Genomic DNA, 16,152 nt, shown 5'->3' with positions numbered 1-16,152 from the left:
AAGGGGCCCTTCCTCTACACGAGGCGTTAGGAAGGGCACCTTCCTTTCACAGCACCACGGAGACCATGCGGCCGGGGATCACGATGACCTTGCGGGGGTCCTTGCCGGCCAGTACGGCGGCCACCGCCTCCAGCGCCTGTTCCCGCACGCTCTCCTCGGTCGCGTCGGCGGGGACCTCGATGCGGCCCCGGACCTTGCCGTTGACCTGCACCGGGTAGGTGACCGACTCGGCGACCAGCAGGGCCGGGTCGGCGACCGGGAAGTCCGCGTAGGTCAGCGAGGTGTCGTGACCCAGTCGCCGCCACAGCTCCTCGGCGATGTGCGGGGCGACCGGGGCCAGCATCAGCACCAGCGGCTCGGCCACCTCGCGCGGGGTGGCCGGCAACCGGGTCACCCCGTTGGTCAGCTCGATCAGCTTGGCGATCGCGGTGTTGAACCGGATCGCCTCCATGTCGCCCCGGACGCCGTCGATCACCTTGTGCAGCAGTCGCCGGGTCGCCTCGTCGGCCGGGGTGTCGACCACCCGGGACGCGCCGGTCTGCTCGTCGACGATGGCCCGCCAGACGCGCTGCAGGAACCGGTACGAGCCGACCACCGCCCGGGTCTCCCACGGGCGGGACACCTCCAGCGGCCCCATCGACATCTCGTACACCCGGAAGGTGTCGGCGCCGTAGGCGGCGCACATCTCGTCCGGGGTGACCACGTTCTTCAGGGACTTGCCCATCTTGCCGTACTCGCGGTTGACCTGGACGTCGCCCAGGTAGAAGCCGCCGTCGCGTTCGACGACCTCCTCGGCGGGCACGTACGCGCCCCGGGCGTCGGTGTACGCGTACGCCTGGATGTAGCCCTGGTTGAACAGCTTGCGGAACGGCTCGAAGCTGGAAACGTGGCCCAGGTCGTACAGCACCTTGTGCCAGAACCGGGCGTACAGCAGGTGCAGCACGGCGTGCTCGGCACCGCCGACGTACAGGTCCACGCCGCCGCAGTCGCCCTCGCTGCGCGGGCCCATCCAGTAGCGCTCGTTGTCGGCGTCGACGAACCGTCCCTCGTTGGTCGGGTCCAGGTAGCGCAGTTCGTACCAGCAGGAGCCGGCCCACTGCGGCATGACGTTCGTCTCGCGGGTGTACCGCTTGGGCCCGTCGCCCAGGTCCAGCTCCACCTCGACCCAGTCACGGCGGCGCGACAGCGGCGTCTCCGGGTCGCTGTCGGCGTCGGACGGGTCGAAGGTGCGCGGGGAGAAGTCGTCCACCTCGGGCAGCTCGACCGGCAGCATCTCCTCCGGTAGCGCGATGGCGGTGCCGTCGGCGTCGTACACGATCGGGAACGGCTCGCCCCAGTAGCGCTGCCGGCTGAACAGCCAGTCCCGCAGCCGGTAGGTGGTCGCGCCCTGACCGTTGCCGGTCTCCTCCAGCCAGGCGATGATCCGGGCCTTCGCGTCGGCCACCCCCAGGCCGCTCAGGTCCAGGCCGCGGTCGGGCGCGGCGCTGTTGATCGCCGGCCCGTCCCCGGTGTACGCCTTGCCGTCGAAGCCTTCCGGCGGCGCCACGGTACGCACGATCGGCAGCTCGAAGACCTCGGCGAAGTCCCAGTCCCGCTCGTCCTGGGCGGGCACCGCCATGATCGCGCCGGTGCCGTAGCCGGCCAGCACGTAGTCGGCGATGAAGATCGGGATCTGCCCGCCGGTGACCGGGTTGGTGGCGTACGCGCCGGTGAAGACGCCGGTCTTCTCCTTGGTGTCGGCCTGCCGCTCCACGTCGGTCTTGGCCGCCGCCGCCTTGCGGTACGCCTCGACGGCGGCCCGGGGGCTGGCGTGCCCGCCGGTCCACGCGTCCCTGGTCCCCTCCGGCCAGGCGCCCGGCACCAGCGCGTCGACCAGCTCGTGCTCGGGCGCCAGCACCATGTAGGTGGCCCCGAAGACGGTGTCCGGCCGGGTCGTGAACACCCGGATCGGGGCGGTCGCCGTCGGGAAGTCGATGTGCGCACCGGTGGAGCGGCCGATCCAGTTGCGCTGCATCAGCTTGATCGGCTCGGGCCAGTCCAGCTTGTCCAGGTCGTCCAGCAGCCGGTCGCCGTACGCGGTGATCCGCATCATCCACTGCTTCAGGTTGCGCTTGAAGACCGGGAAGTTGCCCCGCTCGGAGCGGCCGTCGGCGGTGACCTCCTCGTTGGCCAGCACGGTGCCCAGGCCGGGGCACCAGTTCACCGGCGCCTGCGACACGTACGCCAGGCGGTGGTCGTCGATGATCGCCCGCTGCTCGGCGGCGGACAGCTCACCCCACGGGCGTCCGTCCGGGGTGCGTCGGGTACCACCGGCGAACTCGGCGGTCAGCTCGCTGATCGGGCGGGCCCGACCGGCGTCGCGGTCGTACCAGGAGTTGAAGATCTGCAGGAAGATCCACTGGGTCCAGCGGTAGAAGTCGGTGTCGATGGTGGCCACCGAACGCCGCTGGTCGTGGGCCAGGCCCAGCCGGCGCAACTGCTCCCGGTACCGCTCGATGTTGGCCTCGGTGGTGGTCCGCGGGTGGGTGCCGGTCTGCACCGCGTACTGCTCGGCGGGCAGGCCGAACGCGTCGAAGCCCATCGCGTGCAGCACGTTGCGCCCGGCCATCCGCTGGTAGCGGGCGAAGCAGTCGGTGCCGATGTAGCCCAGCGGGTGCCCGACGTGCAGACCCGCGCCGGACGGGTACGGGAACATGTCCAGCACGTACAGCTTCTCGGCGCCGGAGCGCGGGTGGCCCGGGTCGGCCAGCGGGCCGGACGGGTTCGGCGCGTGGAAGGTGCCGTCGCGTTCCCAGACGTCCTGCCAGCGGCGTTCGATCTCGTCGGCCAGCGTCGCGGTGTACCGGAACGGTGGGGTGTCGCTCGTCGGGGTGGCTGCCTCGCTCGCTCGTTGCCGCTCGCTCATGGCCTTCTCCTCGCATCGCTCGGCGGAGTCTGTCGGAGTGCTGGCTGGTCTCGGATCTGTCTCGGCGGCCCGCCCCGACCCGGCGGCGGGCACGAAAAAGCCCCTCACGCAGGAGGGGCCGCCGTGCTGTCGCGCCTTCAGCGCATCAGCACGGCTGGGTAAGCAGGAAGACTCCGGCCATGTCCGGCAGTGTACCGCCAACCGGTACGACCGCGTCGTGCACCACCCACCCGGACCCCCATCACCCGACAAGAACCAGCGACATGCGCTGCGTGAGTGACAAACCGGTGCGTAAGCACTCAAACAGCTGCGCAGGTCGGCGTCGGCGACAAACATGGTTAGCCTGAGAGGCCAGTGAGATTGTTGCGGCAGACGAGGCTTGCACGTCGCGAACCCAACGGCGGGGCCAGGTGCTCTTACAACAGAGCTGCCGTGATGGCGACGAGGAGGAGGCCCGTGACACAGCAGACCTGGGACGAGGTTGGCGGCCTGTTGCCGTTCGACGAGTTCCGCGCCGCGAGCGACGCCATCGTGGCCAACATCGAACAGGTAATCGAGGGCAAGACCGCCACCGTGCGGCTCGCCCTGGCCGTCCTGCTCGCCGAAGGTCACCTGCTCATCGAGGATGTGCCGGGGGTCGGCAAGACGAAGTTGGCCAAGGCCCTGGCCCGGTCGATCGACTGCTCGGTACGGCGCATCCAGTTCACCCCCGACCTGCTGCCCAGCGACGTCACCGGGGTCAGCGTCTACAACCAGGAGACGCACGACTTCGAGTTCCGGCCGGGTGCCGTCTTCGCCAACCTGGTCGTCGGCGACGAGATCAACCGGGCCTCGCCGAAGACCCAGTCCGCCCTGTTGGAGTGCATGGAGGAACGCCAGGTCACCGTCGACGGGGTGACCTACCAGCTGCAGACGCCGTTCATGGTGATCGCCACTCAGAACCCGATCGAGATGGAGGGGACGTACCCCCTGCCGGAGGCGCAGCGGGACCGCTTCACCGCCCGGATCGCGATGGGCTACCCGGACCCGACCGCCGAGCTGGCCATGCTCGACGCGCACGGCGCGGTGGATCCGCTGGCGGCGCTGCGGCCGGTCTCCGACGCCGAAACGGTACGCCGGCTGATCGGCCACGTCCGGCAGGTGCACGTCGCCGACGCGGTCAAGCAGTACGCCATCGACCTGGTCACGGCGACTCGCGAGTCGCCCGACCTGCGGCTCGGCGCGTCCCCCCGGTGCACGCTGCAACTGCTGCGTACCGCGCGGGCGGTGGCCGCCCTCGACGGGCGCGACTACGTGCTGCCGGACGATCTTCAGGTGCTCGCCGTGCCCGTGCTGGCACACCGGCTCATCCCGACCGCCGACGCCCAGCTCGCCCGCCGCACCACCGACGCGATCATCGCCGACCTGGTGCACCGGTTGCCGCTGCCGCACGACCGTAAGCGCTCGCCGTACGACAACCGGCCGCCGACCGGCAACGGCCGGCCCCCCTTCGAGCCGCGGAGGCCGTGACGTGCGTGACGGTCTGCGCGGACTGACCACCCGTGGCCGCTCGTTCCTGGCCGCCGCGGTGGCGGCAGCCATCTCCGCCGGCATCCTCGGCGAGAAGGATCTGCTGCGGGTGGCCGTGCTGCTGGCCGTCCTGCCCCTGCTGGCCGCCCTCTACGTCGGCCGTAGCCGGTACAAGCTGGCCTGTCACCGGTCGCTTGAGCCGCACCGGATACCGGTCGGCGCGAACGCCCGGGTGGTGCTGCGGTTGCAGAACATGTCCCGGCTGCCCACCGGCACCCTGCTGCTGGAGGACCGCCTGCCGTACGCGCTGGGCAGCCGCCCCCGGGTGGTGCTGGAACGCCTCGGCGCGCACCAGGCCAGCTCGGTGGCGTACACCGTGCGGGCCGACGTACGCGGCCGGTACGAGGTGGGTCCGCTGGTGGTCCGGTTGACCGACCCGTTCGGGTTGTGTGAACTGACCCGGGCCTTCCCCGGCACCGACCGGCTCACGGTCATCCCGCAGGTGGTGCCCCTGCCGTCGGTGCGGCTGCCCGGGGAGTACACCGGCAGCGGGGAGAGCCGGGCCCGCTCGGTCGCGGTGCACGGCGAGGACGACGCGGCGACCCGTGAGTACCGCCGCGGCGACGATCTGCGCCGGGTGCACTGGAAGTCGACCGCCCGCACGGGTGAGCTGATGGTGCGGCGCGAGGAGCAGCCCTGGGAGAGCCGGGCCACCGTCGTGCTGGACACCCGGGCGTACGGCCACCACGGTGACGGGCCGACGGCCAGCTTCGAATGGGCCGTCTCGGGGGCGGCAAGCATCGCCGTCCACCTGCGCCAGGCCGGCTACAAGCTGCGCCTGGTCACCGGGGGCGGTGCGGACGTCGACGCGGGCGAGGGCGGCGACGGGCTGCTGCTCGACCATCTCGCGGAGGTCCGGCCGGACCAGCGGGTCGAGATCACCACCCTGATGCAGCACGTCCGGCAACGCGCCGACGGCGGCCTGGTCATCGGCCTGTTCGGAACGCTGAGCACCGCCGAGGCGGAGTTGCTGGCCGGCCTCCGGGCCAACAACGCCACCTGCGTGTGTTTCCTGCTGGACAGCTCCGCCTGGCTCAACCTGCCCGCACCCGCCCGGGCCGAGGCCGACCAGGCACACGACGCCGCCGCCCTGGTCCTCCTCCAGGCCGGCTGGCGGGTCATCGGCGTCGACCACGGCGCGCGACTGCCGGCGCTCTGGCCGCAGGCCGGCCGCGGCTCACAAGGGTTCGCCCTGCGCGCGGCGATGGCCGAGACGGTGGCCGGCGGCGTGCGATGAACGGAAGGTCCCCCTCATGATCGCCCACCGGAACCTGGGCCTGGTGGCCGCCGCAGCGACGCTGCTCGCCGCCGCGCCCCTGTCGGCCATCTTCGAACGCTGGACGTGGTTCGTGCAGGCCGTCATCGCGGTGGCCGCGGTGGCCGCCGCGGCAGCGCTGGCCCGGCTCGGCCGGGCCCCGCTCTGGGCCCAGGTGCTGGCCATGCTGGGTGGCCTCGTGCTCGCCCTGACCTGGCTGTTCCCCAGCGGTTCCGAGTTGCTGGCCGTGCTGCCCGCACCGGGCACCTTCGGGCACTTCGCCGAGCTGCTCACCGGCTCGGTCGACGACATGCGCTCCTACGGGGTAAAGGTTCCCGACACCGATCCGCTGCTGTTCGTCACCGTGCTCGGCATCGGCGCGGTGGCGATGCTGGTGGACGTGCTCTGCGTCGGGATGCGCCGCCCGGCCCTGGCCGGACTGCCGATGTTGGCCATCTACTCGGTGCCGGTGGCGGTCTACGTGGACAGCGTCCCTCCGCTGCCGTTCGCCATCGGCGCCGCCGGTTTCCTCTGGCTGCTCGTCACCGACAACGTGGACCGGGTCCGCCGGTTCGGCCGCCGGTTCACCGGCGACGGTCGCGACGTCGACGTGTGGGAGGCCTCCCCGTTGGCCGCCGCGGGCCGACGGCTGGCCGTGCTGGGCCTCGCGCTGGCGGTACTGGTGCCGCTGGCCGTGCCGGGGATGACCGTCGGCCTGATGAACTCGCTGAACTCCGGTGCCGGTTCCGGCCTCGGCGGCACAGGGCTGGGCGGTTCCCCCGGTCGGGTGGACCTGTTCGCCGCGCTCAGCGGTGAACTCAACCAGTCGCAGGTGACCGACCTGGTCAAGGTCACCACCACCGAGGAGGAGCCCTTCTACCTGCGCTTCGGCGTCGCCGACGACCTGCGCGCGGACGGCTTCCGGGTCCGCGGCCCCAACGGTCAGCGAGCCACCGGGGACCTGCCCGACCCGGGCGGGCAACGACCCGGCGTCGAGCGTACGCAGCACCGGGCCACCGTGGAGGTGTCCCGCGAGCTGAACATGCCGCTGCTGCCGTTCTACACCGAGCCGGTCAACTTCTCCGACCTCGGCAACAACTGGTTCTACGACCCCAACCTGCAGGTGCTCTTCTCCAACCGGGACAACTCCCGGGGCAAGAAGTTCTCGTTCGACTACGTGCGTTCGACGTACACCCCGCAAGCCCTGCGCTCGGCGCAGCCGCTGCCGGCCGACCTGCCGTTGCGTCGGCAACAGACCGTCACCCCCGACGTGCCCGAGGTGCGGGCCCTCGTCGCGGAGCTGACCCAGGACAAGCGCACCGAGTACGACAAGGTGCGCGCCCTCTACGACTACTTCTCCGAGGACAACGGCTTCACCTATCAGCTGAGCACCGCGGAGGGCACCAGCGGCCAGCAGATCCTCGACTTCCTGGAGAACAAGGCCGGCTACTGCCAGCAGTACGCCGCCGCACTGGCCTGGATGGTGCGCGACGCCGGCATCCCGGCCCGGGTCGCGTTCGGCTTCACCAACGGCAACCGGCGCAGCGGTGACACGCTGACCCTGACCAACCGGAACCTGCACGCCTGGACCGAGGTCTACTTCGACCAGATCGGCTGGGTGCCGTTCGACGCCACCCCGACCTACGGGGTGCCCGGCTCGACCCGCTCCGCCTGGGCACCGGACGTCGACGCCCCGGAGGAGACCACGCCGCAGACCGACACGTCGGACACGCCCGACGACACCGACACCACGGAGACACCGGATCGCGGCCCCAACCAGTTCGAGGAAGGTGTCGACACCGGCGCGGGCGCCGGCCCGAACACCCCGGCCAGCCCTACGTCGACCTGGCCCTGGCTGACCGCCGCCGGCCTGCTGGCGCTGCTCGCCCTGCTCGCCGTACCGGCGCTGCGCCGACTCGCCCTGCGGCGACGACGCGGTCGACTCGCCCCGGTCGCCCGGACACTCGACCCGTCGACCGCGGACTCGACCACCACTGGTCAACCACGGGTAACGGTCAGCACCGATCCGGACCGGGCCCGCGCGGACGCCCACGCCGCCTGGGACGAGCTGATCGACACACTTGTCGACTACCGGGTCCGGGTGGACCCGACGGAGACCCCCCGGGCGACCGCCGACCGGCTGGCCCGGGAGTCGATCGGCACCGACACCGACGCCGGTACGGCCGTACGCCTGCTCGGGCGGGCCGAGGAGCGGGCCCGCTACGCGCGCGACCCGTTGACCGGCGAGCCCCTGCCAGCCGCACTGCGCACGGTGCGCAGCGCCCTCGCCGGGCAGGCCGACCGCCGTACCCGCCTGCTGGCGGCCGCATTGCCGCCCTCGGTGCTGGGCCGTTGGCGTACCGCCGTCGCGGACACCTCCGCCCGCCTGGTCACCTCCGGCGGACAACTCCGCTCCCGACTCCTACGCTTCAACCCCCGCCGCCTACTAGCCACCCGCACCACCCGCTAACCCCCCACCCCCACCCCGCCCCCGCCCGCCCGGCCCCGCACCCCGCCCGGCCCCGTACCCGTACCCCGCCCCCGCGATCTTGCAGTTTCGGTCGCCCGAATGACCGTTTCGCTGCAATAAGTCCCGGCCGAAAGTGCAAGATCGCGGGGGTACGGGGGCGGGCGGGACGCAGGACGGGACGGGACGGTGCGCGACGCGGGCACGGGATCCTCACGCCCACGATCTTGCAGTTTTGGTCGCCTAAATGCCCGTCTTGCCCCAGTAAATCCCGACCAAAGGTGCAAGATCGCGGGGCGCAGGAGCGCGGGGGCGCAGGAGCGCGGGGGCGCGGGGGCGCGGGGGCGCAAGATCGCGGGGCGCGGGGGCGCGGGGCGCGGGGTGGCGGGCGCGGAGGCCCACGAGGGCGCAGGGTCACACGGGACCGGGTGTCGAGGACGCCCGACCATGGGGGATGGGTGAGCGCGAGGTGGGGTTAGGGGGGTGGAGGGTGGGGTGGGGCAGGCGGATGGCTCGATCGACCGGGGGTCGATCGAGCTCAGGTGTGCGCCCCGGGGTGGGCCCGGTGACGCGATCCGCCGCCTAAGGCTGCATGGGCCGGATCACCGGGTCAGCGGTGCCCCTCCGGGCGCTGCCGCCACCGGTCCTCCATCCGGTCGATGAAGCCCGGCCGCCGGCCGGCACGACCGCGGGATCGGCGACGACTCGCCGTGCCCCCGACCACGTGCAGGTCCGGCGACTGCGATCGACGGTGCGACTGCACCGCGAACGCGGCCGAGGCCAGCATGACAACGAATCCCGCCACTGCCAGCGGCGGAGTTTTGATCACCGCGCCATATACCAACAACGCCAAGCCGGCGATGATCAGGCCGGCAGCGACGAGCAGGCGACGCCGCGCGTGGAAGCGCGGATCGCTGGCGCGCACGGCCGAGGCGAATTTGGGGTCCTCGGCAAGCGACCGCTCGATCTGCTCGAACAGCCGCTGCTCGTGCTCCGAGAGCGGCACGGCACTCCTCCCCGGTCACGTTGGTCGGTCCGGTCGGGCCGACAGACCGTGGCAGCCAACCGGCTGCTTACCCGCAAGTCTACGAGGGGGCTCGCGCGTCGGAAAGCGGGACGACCTATGGCCGCGTCGGATTTTCCTTTCGTCGCGTATCTCGGCCGCTGAGAAGACTCGCCGGGCCTATGACGGACCGCCCGAATCGGGCAGCCGCCGCGTCGGCGGCGACCTCCGCCTCCCGCCATCCGCGCTCCGGTTCACCAAGGGTGAGCTGCCGGGGTGTGGCGTCCGCCCGGTGCAGTCCTTCCGCTCGTACTCCGACAAGACGGATTTGCTCGCCGGACGGCAGGGCGGCGAACAAGGACCACGCTATGTCGAAGATCTCCCGAGCGACGTCGGTGGGTACTTCCAGAGTGCGCGATCGACTGATGGTGCGGAAATCCGACATCCGCACTTTAATCGACACGGTCCGCCCGACCTGTTCGGCATCGCGCAGTCGAGCACCGACCTTCTCGGCCAGCGCGAGGAACGTCCGGCGGAGGTGTTCCGGGTCGTCGACGTCGACGTCGAAGGTGACTTCCGCACCGATCGACTTTTCCACCTGCTCGGGGCTGACCCGGCGCGGATCCCGCCCCCAGGCCAGCTCGTGCAGGTGCGCGGCGGCGGCCTGACCCAGCGCGGTACGCAGCATGCCGATCGGCGCCTGGGCGAGGTCACCGACGGTACGCAGACCGAGCCGCAGCAGCGCCTCAGCGGAACGCTCCCCCACCCCCCACAGCGCCGACACCGGCAACGGGTGGAGGAAGTCGAGCACCTGGGCGGCCGGTACGACGAGCAGCCCGTCGGGTTTGGCCCGGGTCGAGCCGAGCTTGGCGACGAACTTGCTCGGCCCCACCCCCACCGAACAGGTCAGTCCCTGTTCGGCCGCGACCCGTTCACGGATGCGGCGGCCGATCGTCGCCGGTGAGCCGAACAGCCGCCGGGCCCCCGCGACGTCGAGGAACGCCTCGTCCAGCGAGAGCGGCTCGACCAGCGGAGTGACGTCCCGGAAGATCTGCATGACCGCTCGGGAGGCGGCCGTGTAGCGGGTGAAATCCGGCGGCAGGAAGATCGCGTGCGGGCAGAGGGCGCGGGCCCGCATCATGGGCATCGCGCTGCGTACGCCGTACTGTCGGGCCTCGTAGCTGGCGGAGCTGACCACCCCGCGCGGCCCGACTCCGCCGACCACGACGGCCCGGCCGCGCAACTCCGGCCGGTGCCGCACCTCCACCGAGGCGTAGAAGGCGTCCATGTCGACGTGCAGGATCGGGCAGCCGGTGTCGTCGGCGTCCGGCCCGAAGCGGGGATCACCGCCCCGAGGTAACGACTGGCTGCGGCCCACCCGGGCAGGTTAGCCCCCGACACCGACATCCCCGGCACCGACATCCAGGCCGGTCAGCCCCGTACGACAAGCAGTGGGATGGTCATCTCGGCCGCCGTGTCCGCGCCGTGGAAACCCACCAGCCGGGACAGCATCGGGCTCTCCGACCGGCTGGCCAGCACGGCGTACGTGTCGTTGCAGACCACCACCACGTCGCCGATGCGGCGCAAGTGCTCCTCGGGTACCGGCCCGAACCAGCCGGTGGCCACCGCCTCGTCGCGGGTCAGCACCCGGGCGGCCGGGCCCAGCACCTGCGACCAGGCGGCCCGTACGTCTTCGGTGGCCCCCGGGACGACGTGCAGGTAGCGCACCCGGGGTTCCCCCGCGACCACCTGCAACCCGGCGGTCAACCGGGGGTCGGTGTCCAGGTCGAACCGGTGCTCGGCCGGCACGTTCAACTGCCCGTGGTCGGCGGTGACCAGCAGCGCCGCGTCCGACGGCAACCCGTCCACCAGCCGGGCCAACAGCGCGTCCAGGTCGGTGACGGCGGTCCGCCAGGGCACCGAGTCGACGCCGCTGAGGTGGCCGTGCCGGTCGACGTCCGGGTGATAGCCGGAGACCAGGGTGGGTCCGGTCCCGGCGGCCAGGGCGGCCAGCATCGTGGCGGCCAGCGCGTCGACCCCGGCGGCGCCCCGGTAGTCGCCTCCCCGGTTGGCGGCCACGGTCAGGCCGCTGCCACCGAACTCCGGCCGGCTTACCACGGTCACCGCGACACCGGCGGCCCGGGCCCGCCCCAGCGCGGTGGTGACCGGCTGCCAGCGCATCGGTGGCGGGTCGTCGGTCCACTCGATGTGGTTGAGCACCCGGTCGGTGCCCGGCACCCGCAGGGTGAAACCGAGCACGCCGTGCGCGCCGGAGGCCGTACCGGTGCCCAGGGTGACCAGGCTGGTCGGGGTGGTGGAGGGGAATCCGCAGGTGAGCGGTCGTCCCGTGGTGGCGGTCAACCCGGCCAGGGTCGGCGCGTACGGCGCGGCGATCGGGAGCTGGTGCCAGCCGAGCCCGTCGACCAGCAGCACCGCGACGCGGCGCACCCCGGCCAGTTCGTCGGCGAGCCCGAGCAGGTCGGTGCCGCCGGGCACGCCGAGCACCGCCAGTGCGCTGGGCAGCACGTCCGCCAGGCTTCTCCCGCCGTACTCCGGCGTCATCGGTGCGAGGAGGGAGCCCTGGACGCGTTCGCTGCCTCCCGGATGCGGCACGGCGGTGACGCCGGGCGTGGCGGTGGTGTCGGTCATGCCGGGCGGCGGGCGAACAGGTGCAGTTGCACGGCGAGGTCCCGCCAGGGCGAGCGGGCGGCCAGCGCCCGCTCCAACTCGACAAGGGCACCCTGTTGACCGTCTGCCACGGCCGCGGGCAGCAGGTCGGCGAGGACGCGTACGCCGTGGATCTCCTCGACGGTGAGACCGGCGGCGGTCAACAGCGCGGCGGCGCTCTCGGCGTCGAAGCGGCGGCGCAACGTGTCCCGGGGCCCGGCGGTGCCGGTGGGGTCGGTGGCCAGTGTGGCGGCCACGTCGAGGTGCCCGTTCATGGCCCGGCCGAGCACCGCCGCCGACCGGCCGGCGACCAGCACGCTCGCCGCGCCGCCGGGACGCAGCGCGGTGGCCAGCGCGGCCACCACCGACGCCGGCTCGTCGACCACCTCCAGTACGGCATGACAGAGCACCAGGTCGACGCTGTCCGGCTCGACCAGCCCGGCGAGCGCGTCACCGTCACCCTGCACCGCGCGTACCCGGTCGGCCACCCCGGCCTCGGCGGCCCGGCGGCTGAGCGCGGCGAGCGCGTCCGGACTGGCGTCGACCACGGTGACCCGATGCCCGGCCTGGGCCAGCGGCACGGCGAAGCCACCCGTGCCGCCACCCACGTCCAGCACGGTCAGTTCGGCGGAGGGCCGACGGTCCAGCTCGGCGCGCAGCACCGACCAGACCACGGCGGTACGGGGGGTCAACGGCGGCCCGGCCGCGCCTGGGGTCTGTTCCACCCGGTCGAGCCTAGGGCCTGCCCCGCCGGCCCTGCAGCCGAGGTTGAGTCCACCGGGCATCGGCCCCGGTCACCCCGGTCGGGTCCGCCGCAGCGGTGTTGCCCACCGTCGTCAGCGGAAATCGCGGGAGGCCGGCCGGACCGGCGGCTCGATGGCCTCCAACCGGTCGGCGACCAGGTTGGTCACCCCCTCGTGTCGTTGCAGCCTTCCCCGTACCACAAGCGCCGCGCTGGTCCGGGCCACCCGCCGCTGGCGCTGCCACAACCCCGGTGAGCAGGTCACGTTGAGCATGCCGGTCTCGTCCTCCAGGTTGAGGAAGGTGACTCCGCCCGCGGTCGCCGGCCGCTGCCGGTGGGTGACGATCCCGCCGACCCGGATCCGCCGACCCGGCTCGACCCGGCCCAGCCGGTCGATCGGCACCGCACCCATCGCCTCCAACTGCGGGCGGATGAAGCGGGCCGGATGGTTCTCCGGGGACAACCCGGTGGCCCACACGTCGGCCACCAGCCGGTCCACCGCCTCCATTCCGGGCAGGGTGGGCGCGGCCGCGCCGGTCACCGTGCCGGGCAGCCGGTCCGGTCGGTCCTGCGCCGCCGCGCCCGCCGCCCACAACGCCTGCCGCCGGGTCAGTCCGAAGCAGGCGAAGGCGTCCGCGGTGGCCAGGGCCTCCAACTGGGCGGCGGTCAGACCGACCCGCCGGGCCAGATCCGGCATGTCCCGGTACGGCCCGTGCGCCGACCGCTCCGCCACGATCCGCTGCGCCACCGGCTCGCCGAGGGTACGCACACCCGACAGCCCGAGCCGTACGGCCGGGCCACCCAGCCCCCAGGCGTGCGGTGGCTCCCCGGGTTGGCTGCCCCACCGGGTCTCCGCTGTGGACTCCAGCACCGGTTTCACCCCGCTGGCGTTGACGTCCGGGCGGCGTACCTGCACGCCGTGCCGGCGGGCGTCGTCGACAAGGGTCTGCGGCGAGTAGAAGCCCATCGGCTGGGCGCTGAGCAGCGCGGCCAGGAACGGACCCGGGTGGTAGCGCTTGAGCCAGGAGCTGGCGTACACCAGGTAGGCGAAGCTCATCGCGTGGCTCTCCGGGAAGCCGTAGCTGGCGAACGCGGTGAGCTTGCGGTAGACGTCGTCGGCCAACTCGCCGGTGATGCCCCGCTGCGCCATGCCGGCGTAGAGCCGGTCGGCGATGCGTGCCATCCGCTCCACCGAACGCTTGGCTCCCATCGCCCGGCGCAGCTGGTCGGCCTCGGCCGCGTCGAAGCCGGCCAGGTCGATGGCGAGCTGCATCAACTGCTCCTGGAACAGCGGCACGCCGAGGGTCTTCTCCAGGGCATTGCGCATCAGCGGATGGGCGTACGTCACCGGCTCCTGCCCGTTCTTGCGCCGGATGTACGGGTGCACCGAGCCGCCCTGGATCGGGCCGGGGCGGATCAGCGCCACCTCGACCACCAGGTCATAGAACTCGCGCGGCTTGAGCCGGGGCAGGGTGGCCATCTGGGCCCGGCTCTCCACCTGGAACACCCCGACCGAGTCGGCCCGGCAGAGCATGTCGTAGACCTCGGGGTCGTCGAGCGTCTCCTCGCCCAGATCCAGGCTCATCCCGATCATGTCGTAGCCGTAGTGCAGCGCCGAGAGCATGCCCAGGCCGAGCAGGTCGAACTTGACCAGGCCGACGGCGGCGCAGTCGTCCTTGTCCCACTGGAGCACGCTGCGGCCGGGCATCCGGCCCCACTCCACCGGACACACCTCGATCACCGGCCGGTCGCAGATCACCATGCCGCCGGAGTGGATGCCCAGGTGCCGGGGAAAGGTCTGCACCTCGTTGGCGTACACGATCACCTGCTCGGGGATCTCCGGCACGTCCACCGCCGCCACGTCACCCCAGCGGTCGATCTGCTTGCTCCAGGCGTCCTGCTGGCCGGGCGAGAAACCGAACGCCTTGGCCACGTCCCGTACCGCCGACCGGGGCCGGTACGAGATCACGTTGGCCACCTGGGCGGTGTGCTCCCGGCCGTAGCGGGCGTAGACGTGCTGGATGACCTCCTCCCGACGGTCGGACTCGATGTCCACGTCGATGTCGGGCGGGCCGTCGCGTTCGGGGGCCAGGAAGCGTTCGAACAGCAGCCGGTGCCGGACCGCGTCCACGTTGGTGATCCGCAGTGCGTAGCAGACCGCCGAGTTGGCCGCCGAGCCCCGGCCCTGGCAGTAGATGTCGGCCCGGCGGCAGAACTCGACGATGTCGTAGACCACCAGGAAGTAGCCCGGGAAGCCCAGCGCCTCGATCATGTTCAGCTCGTGGTCGAGTTGCGCGTACGCCTGCGGGTGCGCCTCGCGCGGGCCGTAGCGTTCCCGCGCGCCGGCCTCGGTGAGCTGCCGCAGCCAACTCATCTCGGTGTGCCCCGGCGGCACCGGGTACGCCGGCAGCTGCGGTGCGACGAGTTGCAGGTCGAAGGCGAGTTCCGCGCCGAACTCGGCGGCCCGGGCCACCGCACCCGGGTACGCCGCGAACCGGGCCGCCATCTCGGCACCGGAGCGCAGGTGGGCGGTGCCGGCGGCGGGCAGCCAGCCGTCCATCTCGTCCAGACTGCGCCGGGCCCGTACGGCGGCCAGGGTGGTGGCCAGTCGACGTCGCCCCGGCGTGGCGTAGTGGACGTTGCCGGTGGCCACGGTGGGCAGCCCGGCGGCGGTGGCCAACTCGGCCAGGGCATCGTTGCGATCGCCGTCGATCGGATGCCCGTGATCGGTCAGCTCCACCGCCACCGTCTCCGCGCCGAACAGCGTGGTGAGCCGGTCCAGCTCGCGGGCCGCCGCGTCGACCCCCTCGGTGAGCAGGGCGGCCGGCACGTGCCCCTTGCGGCAGCCGGTCAGCACCAGCACGTGATCGCGAAGGTCGGCGGCGATCTCCTCCAGCTCACCGTAGACCGGGCGGCCCTTCTCGCCGCCCCGCAGGTGGGCGCGGGCGATGGTGGTGGCCAGCCGGGCGTACCCCTCGTGGCCGTGGGCCAGCACCAGCAGGTGCTTGCCGTGCGGGTCGGGTACCCCGTTCTGCGGGCCGGGCAGGCCGAGGGTCAGCTCCGCCCCGAAGATCGTCGGCAGGTGCAGGGCGCGGGCCGCCTCGGCGAAGCGCACCACGCCGTAGAAGCCGTCGTGGTCGGTGACGGCGAGCGCGGTGAGCCCCAGCCGGGTCGCCTCCTCGACCAGTTCCTCCGGGTGGCTGGCGCCGTCGAGGAAGCTGAAGTTGGTGTGCGCGTGCAGTTCCGCGTACGGCAGCACGCCGTCGGGTCGGGTCAGCTCCGGTGGACTGTAGTGCTCCCGCCGCCGGCTCCAGGCCGGCGAGTCACCCCCGTCGGCGTCGACGGCGAGCGGATCCACCACATGCAGATGCCGCTCCCCGTCCCCCTTCTCCCTCCCCCGACCTCTCCCCTTGCCCGGCCGACCGGAGAGCACCCGCTCCAGCTCCGACCACGGCAGCCGTGGATTGTGGAAACTCATCGTCCCCACCTCGCCGCCACGATCTTGGTGCGTTCCGGCCCCCAGGAGGGCCGTTTCGTACCAAGA

At 72.3% G+C, this 16,152-nt stretch carries 9 protein-coding genes; 3 read left to right on the top strand and 6 right to left on the bottom strand.

All coding sequences use genetic code 11. The features are described 5' to 3' along the window. Positions 1-46 precede the first annotated feature (46 nt). Positions 47-2,905: a leucine--tRNA ligase gene (leuS, locus tag EG812_RS00720; RefSeq protein WP_126710459.1), complete on the bottom strand. Its 2,859-nt coding sequence runs from the start codon at positions 2,903-2,905 to the stop codon at positions 47-49. 456 nt (positions 2,906-3,361) lie between these two features. Here leuS and EG812_RS00715 point away from each other — a divergent pair, with 456 nt between their 5' ends. Genes EG812_RS00715 through EG812_RS00705 form a run of 3 tightly spaced genes read left to right on the top strand, consistent with a single transcriptional unit; the run spans position 3,362 to position 8,199 of the window. Next, a complete protein-coding gene (locus EG812_RS00715) occupies positions 3,362-4,414 on the top strand; it encodes an AAA family ATPase (RefSeq protein ID WP_013735099.1) in 1,053 nt (350 codons plus the stop codon). A gap of 1 nt (position 4,415) precedes the next feature. Further along, positions 4,416-5,711 (top strand): DUF58 domain-containing protein, encoded by a 1,296-nt coding sequence (locus tag EG812_RS00710; protein ID WP_126710458.1) that lies wholly within the window; start codon positions 4,416-4,418, stop codon positions 5,709-5,711. Between the two features lie 16 nt (positions 5,712-5,727). Further along, positions 5,728-8,199 (top strand): transglutaminase TgpA family protein, encoded by a 2,472-nt coding sequence (locus EG812_RS00705; protein ID WP_126710457.1) that lies wholly within the window; start codon positions 5,728-5,730, stop codon positions 8,197-8,199. Between the two features lie 607 nt (positions 8,200-8,806). Here the strand turns inward: EG812_RS00705 and EG812_RS00695 are convergent. The 5 genes from EG812_RS00695 to EG812_RS00675 form a co-directional block, all read right to left on the bottom strand. Further along, positions 8,807-9,202 carry an SCO2097 family morphological protein gene (locus tag EG812_RS00695; protein ID WP_013735102.1) on the bottom strand — a complete coding sequence of 132 codons (396 nt, stop codon included), beginning with the start codon at positions 9,200-9,202 and terminating at the stop codon, positions 8,807-8,809. Between the two features lie 115 nt (positions 9,203-9,317). Then, positions 9,318-10,577 carry a DNA polymerase IV gene (locus EG812_RS00690; protein WP_126710456.1) on the bottom strand — a complete coding sequence of 420 codons (1,260 nt, stop codon included), beginning with the start codon at positions 10,575-10,577 and terminating at the stop codon, positions 9,318-9,320. A gap of 53 nt (positions 10,578-10,630) precedes the next feature. Beyond that, positions 10,631-11,761, bottom strand: a complete 1,131-nt coding sequence (locus EG812_RS00685) for an alkaline phosphatase family protein (RefSeq protein ID WP_233579400.1) — start codon at positions 11,759-11,761, stop codon at positions 10,631-10,633. 83 nt (positions 11,762-11,844) lie between these two features. Then, the gene (locus tag EG812_RS00680; RefSeq protein ID WP_050814641.1) at positions 11,845-12,651 is read right to left on the bottom strand and encodes a methyltransferase domain-containing protein; all 807 of its coding nucleotides are present in this window, start codon (positions 12,649-12,651) and stop codon (positions 11,845-11,847) included. A gap of 51 nt (positions 12,652-12,702) precedes the next feature. Further along, entirely contained in the window at positions 12,703-16,086 is a 3,384-nt protein-coding gene (locus EG812_RS00675) for an error-prone DNA polymerase (protein ID WP_126710454.1), read from the bottom strand. Positions 16,087-16,152 lie beyond the last annotated feature (66 nt).

The organism is Verrucosispora sp. FIM060022, assembly GCF_003977705.1.
In the GTDB taxonomy this organism is placed as follows: domain Bacteria; phylum Actinomycetota; class Actinomycetes; order Mycobacteriales; family Micromonosporaceae; genus Micromonospora; species Micromonospora gifhornensis.
This window is presented reverse-complemented; position numbering and strand designations above follow the sequence as displayed.